This is a genomic window from Priestia sp. 10L35, assembly GCF_056395685.1.
Genome location: NZ_JBFTKA010000012.1, coordinates 15,748 through 34,881, shown reverse-complemented (window position 1 = coordinate 34,881; position 19,134 = coordinate 15,748). Strand labels below are relative to the sequence as shown.

Sequence of the window (19,134 nt, the reverse complement as noted above, 5' to 3'; positions counted from 1 at the left end):
ATAAAAAGTTCCTATATGGTTAAAGTAATAAAAACTTAAAGAAGGGTGCTTAAATCTATGCCTTCGTTTTTTAAAGATCGAAAACCCAAAAAGAAACGACAACAGAATGGTGGGAATCAAACTACTGATTATCCAATAGAACAGATAGAAGTTTCATTATCTGGAAACCTTAATAACATTAAAAAGAAAACGGGCAATAGTTCAGATGTTGTTATTCGTGAGATAAAAATGGGGAGCAATTCCGATATTAAAACAGCCATTGTCTATGTAGATGGAATTGTAGACAATCAGTCGATTCAAGAGTATCTACTGCAATCTATGATGAAGGATGATCATAAAGAAGAAATAAATCAGCACAATGCGTTAGACCTGCTTTCTGAAGATATGATGACAATTGGAAATATATCCTCCGTCACTAACTTGGATGACCTGTTTGCATCTTTAATGGCAGGCGATACTCTTATTTTAATAGACGGAGTAGACCGAGCGCTAAGTGCTAGCACCAAAGGTGGAGAAAAACGTTCCATTTCGGAATCAACTACCCAAATGGTGGTAAGAGGTCCAAAAGGAGCATTTACCGAGTCTCTGGGAACCAATACAGCCATGGTACGCCGGATCATTAAGACCCCCGATTTATGGATGGAGTCTTTAAAAGTCGGACGTGTAACAAAAACAGATGTAACAATTATGTACATACATGGCATTGCTAATGATAAAGTCGTTAAAGAGATTCGTCAGCGATTGCACCGAATTGATATTGATAGCATTTTGGAATCAGGTTATATTGAACAACTAATAGAGGATCAAACATTCACCCCTTTTCCAACTATGTACAACACAGAAAGACCTGATGTTGTAGCTGGAAACCTGTTAGAGGGACGAATTGCTATATTTGTGGATGGGACCCCTTTTGTACTTATTGCGCCAGCTATATTTATGCAATTTTTCCAATCGGCTGAAGATTATTATGCCCGGTTCGACATTGCAACCTCGATTCGTCTTTTGCGTATTTTTATGTTTATGATTTCTTTAATTGCACCTGCTACCTATGTCGCCGTTACAACTTTCCACCAGGAAATGGTGCCAACCACGCTCATTGTAGCTATTGCGGCACAGAGGGAATCCGTTCCTTTTCCCGCATTTGTGGAAGCCGTTCTTATGGAAATAACCTTTGAAATCTTACGAGAAGCAGGGATACGCTTACCTAAAGCTATTGGTTCAGCAGTATCCATTGTCGGAGCCCTTGTAATTGGGCAAGCAGCCGTTCAAGCAAGTATTGTGTCACCAGCAATGGTTATCATTGTATCAATCACAGCCATTGCTAGTTTTGCCACGCCTTCTTTTGATATGGCAATTTCAGCTCGTTTAATTCGTTTTTTGTTTATGATTGGCGCAGCAACATTTGGTTTCTACGGAATTATTCTGTGCCTTTTGATGATGGTTGTCCATCTATGCAGTTTACGTTCATTTGGGGTACCCTATATGGCCCCATTTGCTCCCTTCATCCCGGTAAACAATGCTGATACTATTATAAGATTACCGTGGTGGACCCTGAGACAAAGACCACGGTTAATTACTGCTAACACGATTCGGGAAGGGGCAAATCAATACCCACATCCTCCTTCATCTCGTGGTATGGTGAACCGGGACCTTGAAGAAGGTGACAATAATGAAACGTAAAGGAGTTTTTCTTTTATTGATGATGACAATGACGCTCTTGCTCACAAGTTGCTGGAGTAAAAAAGAATTAACGGACCTTGCTATTGTATCAGCCATGGGGATCGACGAAACGAAAGACGGAAGATTTCACCTAACACTTCAAATTATCAACCCAGGAAACGTGGCAGGAGGTATGCAAGGAGGAGGCGGCAGTCAAAGCCCTCCTGTTACCATCTATTCGGCTTCAGGGGATAATATAGTGGAAGCAAGTAGACGGGCTTCAGGAAGAATCTCTCGACGATTGTATTATGCTCATACAAACTTAGTTGTAGTTGGAGAAAAACTGGCCAGAAAAGAAGGGCTTAATACGTTAATCGATAGTTTAGATCGGGATCCAGAATTTCGAAATACTTCCACTCTTGTGGTTGCGAAAAACTCGACCGCAGCTGACCTTGTTAAAACGTTAACGCCAGTTGATAAGATTCCAGCGAATAAAGTGCTAAAAACCTTAGAATTTACGGAAAGAAAATGGGGAGAGAACGTAAAAACATCACTCCAAGAAGTGATGAAGAGCATTGAATCCCCTGGAAGAGGAGCTGTCGTTTCAGGATTTCGTCTAGATGGGAATCCCCAGCAAGCACAAAAGCTGGATAACCTTCAAGAAAGTGCACCTGGAGCGACGCTTCGAGCTTCGGGAATTGCTGTTTTAAAGCAAGGAAAATTAGTGGATTGGCTGTATGGAAAACCAGCAAGAGGAACGGTATGGATTCTCAATAAAATCCAAGGAACGAATATTAATATTGATTGGGCAGGAAAGAAAGAAGCTATTGCTTATCAAACCGTACGACAAAAAACAAGTGTATTTGCCCAAGTGAAGAATGGGAAACCTCATATTTCTGTTCATACACGTGTTGAAGGAGATATCGGTGACATGGAGGTACCTGTTGATATCACGAATCCAAAGGTTATTACAAAAATCGAGCAATCTGTGAGGAAAGAAATTAAAAAAGAGCTAAGGACAGCTATTAAACGTGCACAAAAAAACAAAACAGATATTTTGGGATTTGGCGAAGTAGTTCACCGTACTAGACCCAATCAATTTAAAAAATTAAAAACAGAATGGAATGATGTCTACTTTCCAAAGTTAGATGTAGATATCACAGTGGAAGCCTATGTACGTCGAGCTGGATTACGAAATAAATCGTTTCTTTCAGGAGTAAAAGAGAATCAAAAGTAAGGAAAAGGAGGTGCCAGTTAAATGGAGAAAGCAAAAATTAGTGCCAGTCAGCTCTTTATTTTAATGGTCCTGTTTGAGCTGGGGAGTGCTTTACTGGTACCTCTTGCGATAGATGCAAAACAAGACGCTTGGCTTGCAATTCTGCTTGGAATGGTATTCAGTTTCATTCTATTATTAGTCTATCATAGGCTTTATACCTATTATCCTGACCTTTTGCCTACAGAATATATGCAAAAAATCTTAGGGAAAGTGATGGGGACTGGACTTGCCTTTGTTTACATTCTTTACTTTATGTACGATGCCTCAAGGGTTCTACGTGATTTTGGTGAGATGCTGTTAACCTTTGCCTATCCTGATACGCCTTTATTCATCGCGAATGCATTATTGATGCTTGTCATTATTTATACCATTAGAAAAGGGATTGAGGTCGTAGCTCGATCCGGAGAACTGCTTTTTATTTTTATGTATGTCCTTGCGGTTGGAGGCTTTATCTTAATTATATCTTCTGGCTTAATTGAGATTAAAAATTTACAACCCATTTTAGAAGAAGGTTTATTCCCTGTTCTAAAAGTGGTATTTACTCAAACCTTGTATTTTCCATTTACAGAAGTTATTGTATTTACGATGATTTTGCCCTATTTAGACAATCCCCAAAAAGCAAAGGTAACTATGTTATGCGCAACAGGATTAAGTGGAATCAATTTAATTATTACCATGCTTATTAATGTCTGTGTACTGGGTGTTGATCTAACTGAACGTTCACAATACCCACTTCTTAGCACAATTGAGAGCATCCAAGTAGCTAATTTTTTAGAACGTCTTGATGTATTTTTTATGCTTGCCTTAATCATCACTATCTTCTTTAAAATCTGTGTATTATTTTACGCAGCTGTCGTAGGAACTGCTAGTTTATTTAAAGTTAAATCACCTTCACGGTTATCGTATCCTTTAGGGCTAATCATTCTCTTTTTATCTATTACCATTGCGAGTAACCTTCAAGAACATAACTATGAAGGACTGAAGGTGGCAATGTTCACTATACACATTCCTCTTCTTGGGATTATTCCTCCTTTGCTTCTTCTTGTAGCTTTCTTTAAAAACAGGAAGAAGCATGAGGAAAACACATTTAACTAGCTAATTTTCATATGTAATATTGTCATTCTTGTTAAGCTCCCCAGTAAAGTTCTTACCCGTAGACAGAATACTTTTAGCCTAGAATTAACCTTAAAGTAAATCTGCTATCTATTACATAACGTTTAAAAGATTGTACGTAATGAAAGGTCGAGAAAGCAAAAGATTAATTTAAATAAAATTAGAAAGGAGGTTCCAGTTGAATGGAGAAGGCAAAAATTAGTGCCAGTCAATTGTTTATTCTAATGGTTCTGTTTGAACTAGGTAGTTCTTTATTGGTACCTATTGCAATGGATGTAAAACAAGACGCCTGGCTTGCGATTCTGCTTGGGATGGTAGGAAGTTTTGTTCTATTTCTAGTCTATAATAAGCTGCATTCTTATTATCCGGATTTGCTGCCTACCGAGTACATGCAAAAAATCATGGGTAAAGGGATTGGAACGGTACTTGCCTCTGTCTACATCCTTTATTTTATGTATGATGCAGCGAGGGTTCTCCGTGATTTTGGCGAGATGTTGTTAACCTCCGCCTACCCTGAGACTCCTTTATTCATTGCACATACTTTATTAATGCTTGTTATTATTTATACGATTCGAAAAGGAATCGAGGTTGTAGCTCGCTCAGGAGAAATCCTTTTTATATTCATATATATTTTTGCCATCGCGGGGTTTGTTCTCATCGTATGTTCAGGTTTAATCGAGTTTACAAACTTACAGCCAGTACTTGAAGAAGGTGTTTTACCTGTCCTGAAAGTTGCATTTACTCAAACCATCTATTTCCCGTTTGCAGAAGCGATGGTATTTACAATGATATTGCCGTATTTAAAAGACCAAAAAAAGGCAAAAATGACGATGTTATGTGCAACAGGACTAAGTGGCATCAACTTAACTATTACAATGCTTATTAACATTAGTGTACTTGGGGTTAATTTGACTTCACGTTCACAATTCCCTCTTCTTAGTACCGTACAAAGCATCCAGGTAGCTGACTTTTTGGAACGTCTTGATGTATTTTTTATGCTTGCTTTAGTTATCGGTGGTTTCATTAAGATTAGCGTGTTGTTATATGCAGCTGTCATAGGTACGGCTAACTTATTTAAGATTAAATCACCTTCACGTCTTTCCTACCCTTTGGGCTTCGTTATTCTATTTATGGCTAGCACGATTGCGAGCAATTTTCAAGAACATCTCCATGAAGGACTAAAGGTAGAAATGTTTATTCTACATATGCCTATCCTCGCGATTATTCCCCTTCTTCTTCTTCTTGTTGCTTTCTTGAAAAACAGCAAGAAACAGAGAGGGTAACAAGTTCATTTGTATCATTTTCCCGAAGTTGACGTGATTCATATCATCTGTTGAATTCTTATAAGTTAGTGCTTATCAAGGTGAATTTAAACGATTTGAGGTGTTTTTTATGTATACGTGGTTTTATGATCATTTTATTAACACTATCCTTTTTCCTCTTACTTGTATAGTGATGGTGGCCATCACTTTAAGTTCGTATGCATACTTTAAACTGGGGAAAACAAAGAATCAATAGTCTCTTTTCTGGTTTAATCAAAAGAATTATTACAGAAGATGAATTTAATGATCTATCTGATGAGCTTTATAAAAATCAAACAAGATTAAGATCTACAATGGAGCTAGAAAAGGAGTTATATCAGAGATGAAGCTCTCAATTAAAAAGAGAAAAAACTACTGCTCCTGTTACAGTAGTTTTCCTAGTCGTTGAAATATAGATGTTATGTTGACAATGCTCTATTGCATCTTGGGTAGTTTGCTCAAGCTGTTATTTATTATTCTTTTTTATAATTATTAAATAAAAAGAAACAGACTTGTTAGGAAGTCTGCAACTGCAACAAGAAATAAAGCTATTTACATACAACAGGTATTGTTTATTTAAAACTACACATGAATAAGTACATCTTCTATTGCCTTCTGTAAACTTGATTTTATAGTCAAACTACTGAAATCAATACCAATACTTACAATGGTCTGTGCAACTTCCGGACGAATTCCTGTTAGAATTGTTTCTACACCAAGAAGCTTTAACGAGTCTATCACTTTGAAAATCCGATCTGCTACCATAGTATCTATAATATAAACACCTGATAAATCTAATATTAAACGTTGAAGTTGTAGTCTGTTTACTGATTTCAACGTTTCTTCCATTAGATAATTGGCTCTTTCCGTATCTATATTTCCAATGAGAGGTAAAACAGCGATTTCTTTGGCTAAAGGTACAACAGGCACCGATAATTCAAGAAATGCACTTTGCGCACGTTCAAGGGTTAATTGATAGAAATGCACATAACTTAAACTAAAGGAATAAGCAGCATGATCTAAAAGAGGATCAATAATTTCACCTACTTCAAATACCGTATCTATTGATAGATTGTTTTCCTTTATTACTTCCTTCAATTTCTTCCATAAGAAAGTTCGATAATATCTTGTATCTTTTAACGCTTCATCCAATGGCACCTTCAAATTGCAAAACATTTCTCCTTTTTCTTTTCCCCATTGTGTAAATTTTTGGAGGGCTGTTTTTTCACCTAGATGATCCCTAAGAACTTCACCAAATAGACTTATAAAGTGAGCTCGGATATTAATAAGTTCCACTTCAAAAGCAGCCAATTGTTTTTTTTCTTCTTCTGTAATACCAATCATTCTACTTTCATGTACTTCATTAGCGATTTCAAATCTATATTCTAAGATTTTATCTCCTAAAAACTTTATTTCATCTTTCATTTTTCCTCTTTTCCTCCGAAAAGCCTGTTGAGGCTATTAATTAATTTTTTATATTAATTATATCACCACATGTCAAAATACTTAGGGACCGTCAATAATTTTCTGTAAATAAAAATTTATAAGGATGAAAAAGATAAATAGAAAAGAATAATAAGTCAATAGGGTATACCCAAACGATAGTTAAATAGAGTTTTGATTTTTCTATATAATTCAACTATCATATACACTTGTCTTTTGATTAATAATTTTGAGGAGGTTTTTTATGATTTTTGGGTATGCGCGTATTTCAGCCTTTGATCAAAATTTAGATTCGCAGATTGAACAATTGAGAGAGGAAAAAGTCGATCGTATTGTGCAAGAAAAAGTATCTGGTATCCAGCATCAAAAAGAAGAATTAACACAATTGCTTCATCAACTAGTAAAAGATGACACATTGATCGTGACACGAATGGATCGTCTAGGAAGAAACACGAACACCTTCAGGGAAGTTTATCTTAACCGTTATGTCTGCATTTAGTGAACTTGATCGAACGATGATTAAAGAAAAGAAGCAAGCTGGAATTGCGATTACAAAAAGAAAAGGTATATATAAAGGAGAGAAGCAAAAATTCACGTTAAAGCATGATGAATTACGACATGCCATCGAACTACATGAAACCACTAATAAGCCTGTAAAGGAAATCTGTAAAATCACAAATATAAGTGAAGCTACTTTTTATCGTCGGTGGAGAGAATACCAGAATATCAAAAATGCGGTGACTCCGGGAGAATAATAGAAAGAATTTTATTTTACACTACATAAACAGCTACCTATAGTCGATTAAAGTAAAGAGAATTAACTATTTAGTTGTAATATAGTGGATGGTCACTATAAAATAGGGTTTTAAGCTTAAAACAAACGGTAAATGATAAAAAGTATTTATGTAAGGAGGTACTATTATGAAAAAGTCTATAGCAGTTCTGCCAGAAGAGTGGATGAAGCTAGTTAAAGATGCAATGAATTCAAATGTGAGTAAAGAAGAATTTAAACAGTTTCTAGAAGCAAAATCTCAAGATAACACGATAACAAAAAACATTAGATAGCGTGCCTATCTAATGTTTTTTATTATCACTAGGTTTGTTTATTATCTAAGAATGCTTTTACTTCTTTAACCGATAACCCTACTTCCTTAGCCTCTTGGATAAGTCTAATCCATTCTTGGTCTAAATGTGACGTTATTACTTCTTTTTTACTGTCCATAAACATAAATTCCTCCAGATTTTCAGGAGGCTCAGCTGTCATAGTCAATTGACTTTAGACCTGTAGCTTTGCGTCCTAGCTTTTCAACTAGTTTGCCTTTATCTGAATGTGTATATTTATATAAAATATTACTACATAATGGATGTTGAAGTATGTCAAAATAAGTATTCCTATAATTATTTTCTGAATTAAACAACTATTTCTAACTCCAAAAATAATGCTGAGAGTTATCAGCTGGGAAGAGACGTAAAACAAGCGTACAATAAGGCCTAGTATTTTTAATCCGTCTAAAAAGGTGTACCTTTTTGGACCATCTACATTGGACAGCCTTAATAATAGATGATGTAGTGTATCCTCAATGAATCAATATAACAAAAGCACCGAAATAAACATAATGTTACAAATAATAATGTTCCATATTTTTGTTACACTGATATTAGGGTTTTAGAGATTCATTGTACTTTTGAGTTATCAGTAACAAAACTGGTCGTTTTTGTTGCGTATGAAATACATAGTTTTTATTTTTGGTTGCATAGAATGGGGAACAGGTGAAAGAATCTTATTTGAAAGAAGGAAACATCTCTTTTTTATAGAATGTAAGTACTTTACTTAAGAGGAGAGTGATCTCATTGGGAAAAAGAGCTTTACTGGTATTTTCATTACCAGCATATAAAGAAGAAATTGGCCGATGGCTATGGTGTTTAGAAGATGTTCGCCGTACTCTTCTAACACAATTAAATGGCATCAGCCAATGTATGCTTGATACAAAAATTGATGAAAGACAAACGATTAGCTCACTATTATATCACATTGCATTTATCGAGGCAGATTGGTTATATAATGAGGTTCTTGTTACTGAATGGGATTCCGAAATACGGTCGTTGTTTCCATTAGAAAATAGTTCTGAAGATGGCTCTTTAACCCACATTAAAGGACAAAGTTTAGAGGAACATTTTTACCGTCTTAATAAGGTGCGAGAAGTATTTCTTTATCACTTTCGTTCAATGGATTTAACAGATTGGCGTAAACCAAGAGTACTTGAACATTACGACGTTACACCTGAGTGGGTTGTTTACCATTTGATTGAACATGAATCTCATCATAGAGGTCAAATTTTCCAATTACTTAGAGAATTACGAAACGATTAAGATGTTAAAGTAATGAAATAAAACAAAAGAGGTGCCAAAAATAACTATTTATATTGCTTTATTACGAGGCATTAACGTAGGTGGACACAAATTAATAAAGATGCAAGAATTAAAGAACGTATTAACAAACATGGGATTAGATAAAGTTAAAACCTACATTCAAAGTGGAAATGTAATATTTCATTCTGAAAGCAATGCAGAACAATTAGAAGAACAAATGGAGCAAGAGATTAGAAGTGCTTTCGGTTTTTCTGTCATTATTATCTTAAGAACAGGTTCAGAATGGGAACAAATTATTAACAATTGCCCTTATCCAGTTAACTCGTTATCGGAAGGGGAGAGTGTACATATAACGTTGTTAGCTAAAGAACCTTCTAAGGAATGCATAAATCATTTACTCGACTATAAAAGCGAGATGGAGCAATGTTGCATAAGGGGCAGAGAGATTTATTTATATTTGCAACAAAGCATTCGGCATTCTAAGCTTTCTGCTCAACTTCAGAAGGTAGGTGTTCCAGGAACATCTCGCAATTGGAAAACCATTAAAAAGCTCGGAACTATGGTAAATGAAATACAATAAGTAGTTTGAAGAAATCCTTATAATTTCGTTGTTCAACTAATACGAAGAGTGTGTTAGTTATTTATTATGTATCTTGCGGAAAAATAGGCAATTTTTCTACTTAAGTCGGGTAGAAAGGAGTCCTCGCGGACGCCTTCCCCCCCAAGAACCGTACGTGACAGATTTCCCGTCATACGGCTCAAGCCTTCTTTTTATCCAAACAACTCTTTTAATTAATACAAGGTACATGTACCAATTTAACAGCTTTACCTGTAGAAACTTCTAGATTTCGTCCAGTAACCTTTTCTCCATTTTGTAGAGTTCTGATACACTAAAATTAATGGGCGGTCTTTGTTATGAATATTCATCTGGAATAAGGTTTTCTTGTACTGCCATCCGTACAATAAATTATTGTTTCTTGAGATTATTAAAATAATCTTTTAATGCTTGGAATGAGGGAGCTGTTTTATAATAAAACGTATGGTCTTTATTCGTGATTTCATAATCAGGCCAAGGAATAGATTGATATAATTCATTCATTGAATTTCTAGACCCAGCTAATATAAATTTAGCTGTATCAGGTTGAGTAATAGCTATATAAGCTAGGCCACTTTTACGACTTAAAGTTTGGAAAACAGAGTATTTCCCTTGAATTCCTAAGGTAGCTAAATTAGCAGGATAGTAGACAACATCATTACAAGGTGTTGGTAAAACAATTAAGTCTTTAACTAAAGTAAATGGAGTTAAATCTTCTGTTACCATTTTCATCACCTCTTCTATATAAGATAGACTAATTATTAATCATAATCGTGAATTTTACAACTAAATCTTCTGTTTGTAATTACTTTTAAACAAAAAGGACAAAGAACTTCTTCCCAGTGATTCTATTTGAATTTATGAAATGAATATACCCATAATTTAAAAGAAGTAAAGGACAAGGATTTTAACTGGTCAATTTCTTTTTGCGTAATCGGTTTAATCTTCGTTGAACCCCATGCCTTGATCGTCCTATTAGTTGGCCGATTTCTTGTTGTGTGCGATTTTCCTCGTAGAACATATACCATAGACGAGCATCTTCTTCTTCTGTCCATTTTTTATTTTCATGTTTAGGGCGATTAGAATAATCACATCTTCTTTGTTTCTTTACCCAATCAGGCTCTGGAATTAGAGTATTTCTAGGTATCTTAGAAAAGTTAAGAAGTTCTTTATTCTGTTCAGCCCATTTCCAAAAAGCCAATACATCGATTCCTATAAAGTTCCGTGTTCTTGCCCTCGTCATTTTATAAGGCAATCTATTATTCTGAATCCAGTTATAAATGGTATGAACATCAACTTGGAGGCACTTTGCTAGTTCATACACCGTAATATTTCCTGTATGGGCCCTTACTCCATATACACCTAAGCGATTTAATCTAGACTCTAACGCAGGTATACTTCGCTTTAGTCGTCTGGATATGTGTCCAAGAGATTTGGATCCATAATATTTTAGTAAATATTCATCCTCTTGCTCCGTCCATCTACGCAGTGTTTTTCTTCGTGTTAGTTTTAATATTTTAATACGAGTAGCAACAGAAGAAGGGCTCTTACCTAAATGATTTCCTATTTCACGATTATTCATGATATCAATGTTTTCTTTTAAAAAAGTATCTTGCTCCGTTGTCCATTTTTTATGTAAGCAATTCTCTTCATTCCGAAGGTTTAATCGTATAATCCGTTTATTAACGGATTCTTTGCTACGATTTAAGTGTTCACCAATTCTTTGGAACGTCATCTGTCCATATTGCTTTTTAAGGAATAAATCTTCCTCCTTGGTCCATAGCTTTTGATTTTTACCCAATGTTATCTCCCTCCAGTGCGTGTAGAAATCTTAAAGTGAAGAAGACAGTAAAAAGGACGTTAGTAACCTGTACTAACGCCTTTGATGATATTCATATTTTATGGATTAGTAGTGCTTTTATTTGTGATTATCTAGATTAGTTATAGTATGCCGTATTATAGGTATATATATATACTATATCATATTTTCACATGGACAAATAAATATAAATTTCTCTTTATAAAGCTATAAAGTACTTAGATATTACCTTTCTAAATCACAGAAAGTCAATTATTATTTAACCTTTATTTCGACGTACATTTGTCTAAAAGGATGTACCTTTTTATACCTTCATTAAATTTTTATGTCTAGCAATGGAGGTAGTTCAATAGTGTGTGGTCTTTACTATGAATGCGATTTGTTACCACAATTCATAAATGTAAAATATCAGGATAATCTATTGTGTAGCATTTATATCCTATCGGAGGTAACAAATTTGAGCAGAAACGACAGTAGATTAACTTCCTCAGAAATTACAAGCCTGTGGGTACAGTATATTCGGGAAATAATGGCAATTTGTATTAGCAACCGTCAAAGATTCTGAAATTCGTTCTCTTTTTGAATTTTGTTTAGAATTATCTGCAAAGCACCTCAAAGTGTTAACAAAGCTTTTAAATAACGAGAATTTCCCTCTACCAAATGGCTTCACGGATAAAGATGTAAATCTGGAGGCTCCTCCTTTATATACAGATTCCTTTTGGTTACAGTACATACATGATATGACGATTCATGGATTATCGGAACATGGGATGTCGTGTAGTGGCTCAGTTCGGAAAGGTATTCGAGATCATTACTATCAATGTAATATTGATGCGATGGACGTTTATAATAAATCAATTGATATTCTCTTATCTAAGGGAATTTATGAAAGGGATCTTTAGTATTCTACACCACAAAATATTGGATTCATTACAGACTTAGGATATGCGATGGATATACTGGGGAAGAAAAGACCTTTAAATACGATGGAGGCTGCAAATATATACTTTAATTTGAGAAAGAGTATTGCAGCAAAGGGGATTATTCTTGGGTTTCAGCAAGTAACTAAGGATAAAAAAGTACATAAATTTATGAGCGATGCTTTAAATTTATGTAATAAACATATCGGTATTTTCTCTTCGATACTACATGAAGCAAACCTTCATTCACCAAGTTTATTAGATACAAAAGTTACAAATTCTAAAACGGCTCCTTTCTCAGATAAATTAATGTTATTTCATGCAGGATTTATGTTTAATTTAGCAATGGTATATTACTCCAATGCTATGGCTGCAAGTATGAGGGTAGATGTAATAACACATTGTGAGGCATCTATTCTAAGAGATTTAAAACTTACTACAAGTTGGGGAAATATTATGATTGAAAGAGGATGGTTAGAGCAACCACCCGAAGCAAGTGATCGAAAGGAATTACCTAATAATTAAGGATTAAAAGAATATATATTATTTAAATGATAAACCTAAGAAAAAATAGGCTTAGGAGATTATAAATGAAACCAATTAAACTAGGCGCGAAAAAATCAAATCTCAATGAAAAATTAACAGCTGCAGAACTGGGAAAACTTTGGGCAACATATATGGGCAATAGCATGTCTACATGTATTCTAAGTTACTTTCTTCAACATGTTGAAGACCAAGATATAAAAAAATTATTGGAAAATGCACTAAACTTAAGTAAAGAATTTCAGAAAACCATAAAAGATATTTTCATAAAAGAGAACTTTCCTATTCCACATGGTTTTACAAAAGAAGATGTTAATCTTGATGCTCCAAAATTATTTGAAGACGAGTTCTATGTACATTATTTAAGATATGTAACTAAAGTAGGACTTAGTCTTTACAGTGTAGGAATACCGTTAATGTATAGAGAGGATATAAGAAAATTTTCTCTTCATTGTATGGAATCAACTATAAAATTGGGGGAACAGATCAAAGATATTTCAATAAATAAAGGGTTGGTTATTAAATCGCCTATTATTCCGACACCACAAAAAGTAAATATAGCACACAAAAATTATTTAAAAGGTTTTATTGGAGATGTTCGACCTTTACATGCATTAGAAATTGCCCATTTATACGATAATCTAGAGACTAACGTGGCAAGCAAAGCCTTAGTAATGGCATTTAGTCAAGTTACAAAAACGAAAAAGATTCGAGAGCTATTTATAAAAGGAGAAGAACTTACGTGTAAAGCGATTGAAGGTTATATAAAAAAACTTCACGATGATAACTTGCCTTCTCCGGAATTAATTGATCATTTAGTGACAACTTCAACATCTTCTCCTTTTTCCGATAAATTAATGGTATTTCATAAAATGGACATGTTTTCGATGAGAGTAAGAAACTTTGGAAATTCAGTAGCTGTAAACGGAAGACGCGATTTAGCGCTAATGTATGCAAATTTTTTAAAGGATATATCAGGATTTGTTAATGATGCAGCTGATATCATGATAGAAAACGGATGGATGGAAACACCACCCGAAGCTGCGGATAGAGAAGACTTATCTTCAAAGTAGGGACTACACAGTTGTCAATGGTAGGCGGGCCGGGAGGCATTAAGGAATTGACAATGTCTTTATACGAAGACCCTCTTGGCACTCGAACAATCGTGTTTGAGTGCCAACCGGCGAGAGAGCCCCTTCACTTTCGTTTATCATACCTATCTTCTCCTAGCAGTATTCTGGGCCATGCATTTGCCCTCTGTTCCGCATTTCCTCATGCAACCGACAGACTCGTTACCAAGCATGCCGGTTCGGATGGAGATCATCTCCGCGTCTAGATGAGTAGCGTTAGCTACACTGTAAGAAAGCGACTTCTTGTCGCACCATAATGGACTTTATAGGTACTCTTTTGGCTCAAAAAAAAGAAAGCCCCTGAAAATAGTTTCTAAAGGTTTTCTTTTTATAATAATCCTCTATATTTGGCTGCTTTTTTTAATTCTTCAATATCAGCATTAGGAAGCTTCTTTTTTCCAGGTAAATGATCAATGATTTCTTTATCCGTAAATTCTTTTGTTTTATCAGCCTTTTCTTCTCTCATATCTGGATCAAAAAACACTACCATTACTAATGAAATAAATATCTCTTCTAGAACAATTGTTGAGTTAGTCGATCAGTACCGCGCTAAGGTTGCTCCTTTAGCTGAGAAGTGAAAGGAATGTAAAAACAGTCAAGATGAGCAAACAGAAACACCTGTTGAAGCTAAAAAAAAGGAAAAGAAGAGTTTTTAGACCTTTCAGCCTCTGAAGGAGTGTCAGAAGAGAAGATTGAAGAGTCTGACGATAGCGCGGAAAATGGTGCTACTTAAATAAAGAAGGAAGGGATAGATTCAATTAGTCCCTTCCCATCAATTTAATCGATTTCTCTAGAAAAAATGATTTCAAAATATGCGGCAGTACCATACGAAGCAGTGCCAGGAGCGAATATTTGAACTAATTCCCATCCATCCTTTGCAGCCTCATGAATAATTTCGTGATAATCCTCTTTAGGATCACGCGAGAAGGATTTTAGTTCAATTTTTTCAAAACGATATTCTTTCATATTCTAGCCCCCCTTTCCTAATAACTACGGTTAAAATTGGAAAAGGTTTCAAAAGATGATGAATTTGACTCCTTTTAATTGGAGGATAACCGTGAAGTACAAGGAAGCACAGGCTGAGTTTCAAAAAGTATTTGACCATCAACAAACAGTTAGTGTTCCAAAGTTAAAGCCGTTGTTCGAGTCATTAAATATATCCGTAAAGAAACCATTAGGAGATTCGAATAAAGAAATATCGTACTTAAAAGGTGAAATATCTAAGTTGAAGAAGAAAAATAAGCGATTAAGGGAGGGGAAGGGGACCTTTTGATAATAATTATGAGGAAAAAATTTCAAGACAAGAGACTATTAGAAGACAAAAGGTTTCGACAAACCCTTTGTTATAAGTTGGTGATTGTAATGTATATTAAACCCACTACAATATATAAAACTATGAAACTTACAAGACATCCAAATGATCGTTTATTCTTAGTACGTCTATTCATTATGTTACTCCTTGTGCTATGTACTAAAGATTACATTATATACGAATATATGGAATGGTTGCAAAAAAATCAAAAGATTGTCTTATTAGTCTATTAATGTAAAATATTCAAATTGTATGCTGTGAAAAAATATTATTGCGGTAGCTCATTTAGAAAAGAACTAATTAAATCTCTAAAGCCAAGAAAAAGGCTGTTGAGGGAGAGATAGCAATGGAAATCATGGTTGGTCAAAATTATAAAATCACATCGGATGCACTTAACATCATCTTAAATAAAAAGTATCTCAAAAAGGATAAGCAAGGCAATGTAACAACGGAAGTGGGTTTCAAACAAATCGGTTATTACACCACTCTTGATGGAGCTTTTAACGCTCTCATAGAGAAAGAAATCAAGAGGAGTGATGCAATTTAGTCTAGATGAGCTGAAAAAGCATGTAGAAAGCATAAAAGAAGGTATCTTTGAGGCTTTGAAGTCGGTGAAGGTTGAAAGTGTGGTAAATGTGTAAAAGGCGGTCTTATTACTCACAGTTTAAGGGGAGATCCTAACGCTTCGATTCCAACACCACAGTCACACTTGTGACTTATAACGACTTAGCTTTCGGTTGCTCCCATGTAGGGATAAATAAAAAAGACGCTCTGCCAGGAGCATCTGTGTGATAAAAAAGAATTTGTTACAAGGTAGTCTCATTATACACTACCACTTGTGAAATTGAACCAGGAATCTCTTCCCAGTAAACCTAATGCAAAAGACTTAGCTGCATCCTTTAACACGTTTGTTTCTTTTTTCTTCTCCACATTCTCCCCGTCTATAATCTATATGAATTAACTGTATGAAAGCTCCATGCACACTGTCTATATTAGTATATCCTTCAAAAAATTAGTGTATATTATATACACTCTTATTTAACATAATCACAATATAAGGAACAAATTATCAAAACGAGCCCTTGATACGCAAGGACTCGCCTACCTTCTAAATTTATTATGAGAAGTTCATATAAGAGATTTTAGGATCGATACAACTTAATTGTGCTCTTTCTTTTCTCTTGTTTAAAGCGTTTTAAACGTAGCTCCATTTTTTTATCCAACGCTCTGTGTAATATCCAGGTAATAGCACATATAAAAAATAGGATTACAGTAATAACTACAGCTTGTGGTAATTGAAGATAGAAGCACAGTATGGCTACAATTGGAGCGATAACACAAATGCAATTAACGATCCACTTCCTGTTTCTGTGGGCTTCAAGATTCCTTTCAAGTAACTGTTTTTGTCCTTCTTCACTTGTCATACTTTTTAAATCATTGTGTGTAAGACCCATCGTTGTTTCTCCCTAAAAGTTAATTTTGAATAATCTAAGATAGCACTCTTTATTTTACCAGAGTCGCCAAATTGTAGAGCAAAAGAACTGGCGTTTTTACTTTATTAGTATAAAACAGTTGAATTCAAAAGTTTATAGCTACTTTTGTAAAAAGCATTTCATCTTAGTTATCATAAAAAGCTAGTATCTCTTTCCTAAATGTTTACGGTAAAACGCAAAAAGGAGGCCACTAGAATGTATTCTAGTGGCTTTACTTTTAAAAATCGCTATATTCTTCTAAGTCATCATCGTCTAATGAGCCAGATATATTTTCTAAATCCGCAATCTTTCCTTCTTTGACTTGTCTAATCCTTTACATAAGCGACAGGTTAACCATAAAGATGGGATAAAAACCAGTAATTACGTTAGTAACCTCGAGTGGGTAACCAATACAGAGAGCCATTACACAAAGATAAAAAAAGATATGCTTACAATCATCATAATAGTATTAAAATGGAACAGTTAGATGAAGCTGGAACCGTTCTTCGAAGGTTTCGTTCAATGACCGAAGCATGTAAACAAAGGGGATTCCATACGTAGATAATAGATTGTATAGTTTCTTTTGTATCATTAAACGTTGTACTCCATTGTTGTTTCTTCATTCCCATCACCCATCACCTTCTGTTAGCTTACTCAACATTGTCTTTATTATAAATAAAAGAACACACAAAAGAAAAAGAAATACTACGTAACAGGTGTTTTACCCATTTAGACATAATCGCTTATAGCAACTTAATTCTTTTATTCCGTGGTTGTCAGGATGATTCCTGTAAATAAAGGTATTTCATTTGATTCTTCATCTTTTTCTTGATTCGGTAAAGGGCATTATCCACTGTTTTTTGAGGAAGATGTAGGTTTTTAGCGATTTGCATATATGTTTGTCCCTTCATGTACAAAGAAAATACATCTTGTTCGATAGTTGATAATATTTCTTGCAAGATTTGTTCTCTCTCTCTTTTATTCTCGCTTTCTACAGCTGCCTTTTCCGGACTTACTGCGTGGGGATGGGGAAGCATCTCCATAAGGGTTATGTCGTCTTCTGCTCGTTTTGAATTTCTAGATATGTTTAAAGAAAGAGCATTATTTAAAGGCGAATGTTTTTGACGATTACCTGCCTTTATCACTGTAATAAGTTGACGTGTAATGCATAGCTCCGCAAAGCCTCTAAATGAACTCTTCCCTTCTATTTTAAAATCACGAGTAGCTTTATATAATCCTAACTTTGCCTCTTGTAAGAGATCCTCACGATCTCCTCCTAATAGGAAGTACATTTTTACCTTCAAACAAACTAAATACTCATATTTCTTTACTAGTACATTGAAAGCATCGTCGTCGCCTTGTTGAAACTCCTGAACGATCTCTTCATCACTTAGGATAGTCTTGTTTTCTCTTGGTTTTACATCAACTAACATGTTCATCTGCGTTCCTCCTCTTGTCCTATGCTTTCTGTGTACTTTACATTATAAAAAAGAGAAGGTATAAAAAATGTCGAAAAAACAAAGAGTAAAAAGAATATTTAGGTAAAAAAAAAGGAGACATTCCATACAGCCTCATATGTTGCTTTATTATATATATTCATTATAGTTACATCTGATTCATACACAAATATCTAAAAGAGAGAAGTGCCTTTATGCGAAAGCTGAAACCCTCATTTCAAAATCTCATTAATGAAAATAAAAACAAGATCCAACAAGATAGAAGACTAATGGATGAAATTGAAGAACGCATTGACTATCGGCATGAGCATGCCATGAAACAAAAAGTCACAAAAAACAAAGGATAAAAGCCACTCATATGAGATCAGTGGCTTTTATCCTCTATATCTTCCTATCAGTATGATGATGGCTATTCCATCGTTTCTTTACCTTATCTATGCATTCACGAGAAAGTTCAACAGCAAAAAAAACAGCACTACTAAGCAGCATTCCATGTCAAACCGACCAGCACCCTTATGTTGCCACATACACTCTGCACATGTCGAGGTAGTATCGCAGATAGTTTTAAAAGAAGAAGCAGGTTCCCGATAAGGGAATAACCTGCTTCTTTTCAAATTCTGGGGCAGTGAAGCGATAATGGGTCCGCCATCTGCCTTTACATCAATTCGATTAATTAAGCCATGCAACGTATCCGGTAATCAAGTGGTTATTTATAGGGGGCTTT

At 34.9% G+C, this 19,134-nt stretch carries 21 protein-coding genes, 1 pseudogene and 1 riboswitch; of the genes and pseudogenes, 13 read left to right on the top strand and 9 right to left on the bottom strand.

The features are described from left to right. Window positions 1-57: 57 nt before the first annotated feature. The 4 genes from AC1DEF_RS25840 (at window position 58) to AC1DEF_RS25825 (ending at window position 5,331) form a co-directional block, all read left to right on the top strand. A complete protein-coding gene (locus tag AC1DEF_RS25840) occupies window positions 58-1,680 on the top strand; it encodes a spore germination protein (RefSeq protein WP_477727628.1) in 1,623 nt (540 codons plus the stop codon). Further along, complete coding sequence (locus AC1DEF_RS25835; protein ID WP_477727627.1) at window positions 1,670-2,896, top strand: Ger(x)C family spore germination protein; 1,227 nt, start codon at window positions 1,670-1,672, stop codon at window positions 2,894-2,896. Before AC1DEF_RS25840 ends, AC1DEF_RS25835 begins: the two co-directional genes overlap by 11 nt. A 21-nt stretch (window positions 2,897-2,917) precedes the next feature. Continuing rightward, window positions 2,918-4,030, top strand: a complete 1,113-nt coding sequence (locus AC1DEF_RS25830; protein WP_477727626.1) for a GerAB/ArcD/ProY family transporter — start codon at window positions 2,918-2,920, stop codon at window positions 4,028-4,030. A gap of 200 nt (window positions 4,031-4,230) precedes the next feature. Continuing rightward, window positions 4,231-5,331, top strand: coding sequence for a GerAB/ArcD/ProY family transporter (locus AC1DEF_RS25825; protein WP_050688701.1), 1,101 nt, complete (start codon window positions 4,231-4,233; stop codon window positions 5,329-5,331). A 600-nt stretch (window positions 5,332-5,931) separates the two neighbouring features. Here AC1DEF_RS25825 and AC1DEF_RS25820 read toward each other — a convergent pair. After that, window positions 5,932-6,774, bottom strand: coding sequence for an STAS domain-containing protein (locus tag AC1DEF_RS25820; RefSeq protein ID WP_427090989.1), 843 nt, complete (start codon window positions 6,772-6,774; stop codon window positions 5,932-5,934). A 262-nt stretch (window positions 6,775-7,036) separates the two neighbouring features. Here AC1DEF_RS25820 and AC1DEF_RS25815 point away from each other — a divergent pair. Further along, window positions 7,037-7,547 (top strand): annotated as a pseudogene (locus AC1DEF_RS25815) (recombinase family protein). A gap of 166 nt (window positions 7,548-7,713) precedes the next feature. Then, window positions 7,714-7,857 carry an anti-repressor SinI family protein gene (locus AC1DEF_RS25810; protein ID WP_162213409.1) on the top strand — a complete coding sequence of 48 codons (144 nt, stop codon included), beginning with the start codon at window positions 7,714-7,716 and terminating at the stop codon, window positions 7,855-7,857. A 28-nt stretch (window positions 7,858-7,885) separates the two neighbouring features. On the opposite strand, the gene AC1DEF_RS25805 is transcribed toward AC1DEF_RS25810, so the two are convergent. Further along, the gene (locus tag AC1DEF_RS25805) at window positions 7,886-8,056 is read right to left on the bottom strand and encodes an anti-repressor SinI family protein (RefSeq protein WP_368896913.1); all 171 of its coding nucleotides are present in this window, start codon (window positions 8,054-8,056) and stop codon (window positions 7,886-7,888) included. Further along, window positions 8,037-8,121, bottom strand: a riboswitch (cyclic di-GMP riboswitch). It overlaps the preceding gene by 20 nt. Before the next feature lie 522 nt (window positions 8,122-8,643). Here AC1DEF_RS25805 and AC1DEF_RS25800 point away from each other — a divergent pair. Together AC1DEF_RS25800 and AC1DEF_RS25795 are read left to right on the top strand one after the other, a co-directional pair. After that, window positions 8,644-9,162 carry a DinB family protein gene (locus AC1DEF_RS25800; RefSeq protein WP_207372381.1) on the top strand — a complete coding sequence of 173 codons (519 nt, stop codon included), beginning with the start codon at window positions 8,644-8,646 and terminating at the stop codon, window positions 9,160-9,162. Between the two features lie 40 nt (window positions 9,163-9,202). Next, the gene (locus tag AC1DEF_RS25795; protein WP_237894418.1) at window positions 9,203-9,742 is read left to right on the top strand and encodes a DUF1697 domain-containing protein; all 540 of its coding nucleotides are present in this window, start codon (window positions 9,203-9,205) and stop codon (window positions 9,740-9,742) included. A gap of 387 nt (window positions 9,743-10,129) precedes the next feature. On the opposite strand, the gene AC1DEF_RS25790 is transcribed toward AC1DEF_RS25795, so the two are convergent. After that, entirely contained in the window at window positions 10,130-10,483 is a 354-nt protein-coding gene (locus tag AC1DEF_RS25790; protein WP_034655903.1) for a hypothetical protein, read from the bottom strand. Between the two features lie 181 nt (window positions 10,484-10,664). Next, a complete protein-coding gene (locus tag AC1DEF_RS25785) occupies window positions 10,665-11,558 on the bottom strand; it encodes a MarR family transcriptional regulator (RefSeq protein ID WP_477727625.1) in 894 nt (297 codons plus the stop codon). Window positions 11,559-12,142: 584 nt separating this feature from the next. Between AC1DEF_RS25785 and AC1DEF_RS25780 the strand changes: the two genes are divergently transcribed. From AC1DEF_RS25780 to AC1DEF_RS25770, 3 genes are all read left to right on the top strand, one after another. Further along, window positions 12,143-12,478, top strand: coding sequence for a DUF3231 family protein (locus AC1DEF_RS25780; protein WP_242647228.1), 336 nt, complete (start codon window positions 12,143-12,145; stop codon window positions 12,476-12,478). Window positions 12,479-12,526: 48 nt separating this feature from the next. Continuing rightward, window positions 12,527-13,021 carry a DUF3231 family protein gene (locus AC1DEF_RS25775; RefSeq protein WP_436362880.1) on the top strand — a complete coding sequence of 165 codons (495 nt, stop codon included), beginning with the start codon at window positions 12,527-12,529 and terminating at the stop codon, window positions 13,019-13,021. A 65-nt stretch (window positions 13,022-13,086) separates the two neighbouring features. Beyond that, entirely contained in the window at window positions 13,087-14,112 is a 1,026-nt protein-coding gene (locus tag AC1DEF_RS25770; RefSeq protein WP_237894384.1) for a DUF3231 family protein, read from the top strand. A gap of 385 nt (window positions 14,113-14,497) precedes the next feature. Here the strand turns inward: AC1DEF_RS25770 and AC1DEF_RS25765 are convergent, their stop codons facing one another. Continuing rightward, window positions 14,498-14,659: a hypothetical protein gene (locus AC1DEF_RS25765; protein WP_477727624.1), complete on the bottom strand. Its 162-nt coding sequence runs from the start codon at window positions 14,657-14,659 to the stop codon at window positions 14,498-14,500. A 287-nt stretch (window positions 14,660-14,946) separates the two neighbouring features. After that, complete coding sequence (locus tag AC1DEF_RS25760) at window positions 14,947-15,135, bottom strand: DUF4177 domain-containing protein (RefSeq protein ID WP_207372267.1); 189 nt, start codon at window positions 15,133-15,135, stop codon at window positions 14,947-14,949. A 692-nt stretch (window positions 15,136-15,827) separates the two neighbouring features. Between AC1DEF_RS25760 and AC1DEF_RS25755 the strand changes: the two genes are divergently transcribed. Beyond that, entirely contained in the window at window positions 15,828-16,028 is a 201-nt protein-coding gene (locus AC1DEF_RS25755) for a hypothetical protein (protein ID WP_061860558.1), read from the top strand. A 595-nt stretch (window positions 16,029-16,623) separates the two neighbouring features. Here AC1DEF_RS25755 and AC1DEF_RS25750 read toward each other — a convergent pair. The 3 genes from AC1DEF_RS25750 to AC1DEF_RS25740 all read right to left on the bottom strand — a co-directional run bounded on the left by AC1DEF_RS25750 (window position 16,624) and on the right by AC1DEF_RS25740 (window position 18,392). After that, window positions 16,624-16,935, bottom strand: coding sequence for a hypothetical protein (locus AC1DEF_RS25750; protein ID WP_061860403.1), 312 nt, complete (start codon window positions 16,933-16,935; stop codon window positions 16,624-16,626). Window positions 16,936-17,411: 476 nt separating this feature from the next. Then, window positions 17,412-17,576 carry a hypothetical protein gene (locus tag AC1DEF_RS25745; protein WP_197672874.1) on the bottom strand — a complete coding sequence of 55 codons (165 nt, stop codon included), beginning with the start codon at window positions 17,574-17,576 and terminating at the stop codon, window positions 17,412-17,414. Window positions 17,577-17,729: 153 nt separating this feature from the next. Continuing rightward, entirely contained in the window at window positions 17,730-18,392 is a 663-nt protein-coding gene (locus AC1DEF_RS25740) for a sigma-70 family RNA polymerase sigma factor (RefSeq protein WP_061860402.1), read from the bottom strand. A 212-nt stretch (window positions 18,393-18,604) separates the two neighbouring features. On the opposite strand from AC1DEF_RS25740, the gene AC1DEF_RS25735 reads away from it, so the two are divergent. Next, a complete protein-coding gene (locus AC1DEF_RS25735) occupies window positions 18,605-18,757 on the top strand; it encodes an FbpB family small basic protein (RefSeq protein WP_081113413.1) in 153 nt (50 codons plus the stop codon). The last annotated feature ends 377 nt before the right edge of the window (window positions 18,758-19,134 follow it).

Coding starts and splice junctions, on each gene's coding strand:
- AC1DEF_RS25775 (WP_436362880.1), top strand. CDS start 12,527: ATGGATATACTGGGGAAGAAAAGACCTTTAAATACGATGGAGGCTGCA.
- AC1DEF_RS25770 (WP_237894384.1), top strand. CDS start 13,087: ATGAAACCAATTAAACTAGGCGCGAAAAAATCAAATCTCAATGAAAAA.
- AC1DEF_RS25735 (WP_081113413.1), top strand. CDS start 18,605: ATGCGAAAGCTGAAACCCTCATTTCAAAATCTCATTAATGAAAATAAA.
- AC1DEF_RS25760 (WP_207372267.1), bottom strand. CDS start 15,135: ATGAAAGAATATCGTTTTGAAAAAATTGAACTAAAATCCTTCTCGCGT.
- AC1DEF_RS25755 (WP_061860558.1), top strand. CDS start 15,828: ATGGAAATCATGGTTGGTCAAAATTATAAAATCACATCGGATGCACTT.
- AC1DEF_RS25790 (WP_034655903.1), bottom strand. CDS start 10,483: ATGGTAACAGAAGATTTAACTCCATTTACTTTAGTTAAAGACTTAATT.
- AC1DEF_RS25835 (WP_477727627.1), top strand. CDS start 1,670: ATGAAACGTAAAGGAGTTTTTCTTTTATTGATGATGACAATGACGCTC.
- AC1DEF_RS25825 (WP_050688701.1), top strand. CDS start 4,231: ATGGAGAAGGCAAAAATTAGTGCCAGTCAATTGTTTATTCTAATGGTT.
- AC1DEF_RS25840 (WP_477727628.1), top strand. CDS start 58: ATGCCTTCGTTTTTTAAAGATCGAAAACCCAAAAAGAAACGACAACAG.
- AC1DEF_RS25830 (WP_477727626.1), top strand. CDS start 2,918: ATGGAGAAAGCAAAAATTAGTGCCAGTCAGCTCTTTATTTTAATGGTC.
- AC1DEF_RS25820 (WP_427090989.1), bottom strand. CDS start 6,774: ATGAAAGATGAAATAAAGTTTTTAGGAGATAAAATCTTAGAATATAGA.
- AC1DEF_RS25765 (WP_477727624.1), bottom strand. CDS start 14,659: ATGGTAGTGTTTTTTGATCCAGATATGAGAGAAGAAAAGGCTGATAAA.
- AC1DEF_RS25750 (WP_061860403.1), bottom strand. CDS start 16,935: ATGGGTCTTACACACAATGATTTAAAAAGTATGACAAGTGAAGAAGGA.
- AC1DEF_RS25745 (WP_197672874.1), bottom strand. CDS start 17,576: ATGAAGAAACAACAATGGAGTACAACGTTTAATGATACAAAAGAAACT.
- AC1DEF_RS25805 (WP_368896913.1), bottom strand. CDS start 8,056: ATGACAGCTGAGCCTCCTGAAAATCTGGAGGAATTTATGTTTATGGAC.
- AC1DEF_RS25740 (WP_061860402.1), bottom strand. CDS start 18,392: ATGAACATGTTAGTTGATGTAAAACCAAGAGAAAACAAGACTATCCTA.
- AC1DEF_RS25810 (WP_162213409.1), top strand. CDS start 7,714: ATGAAAAAGTCTATAGCAGTTCTGCCAGAAGAGTGGATGAAGCTAGTT.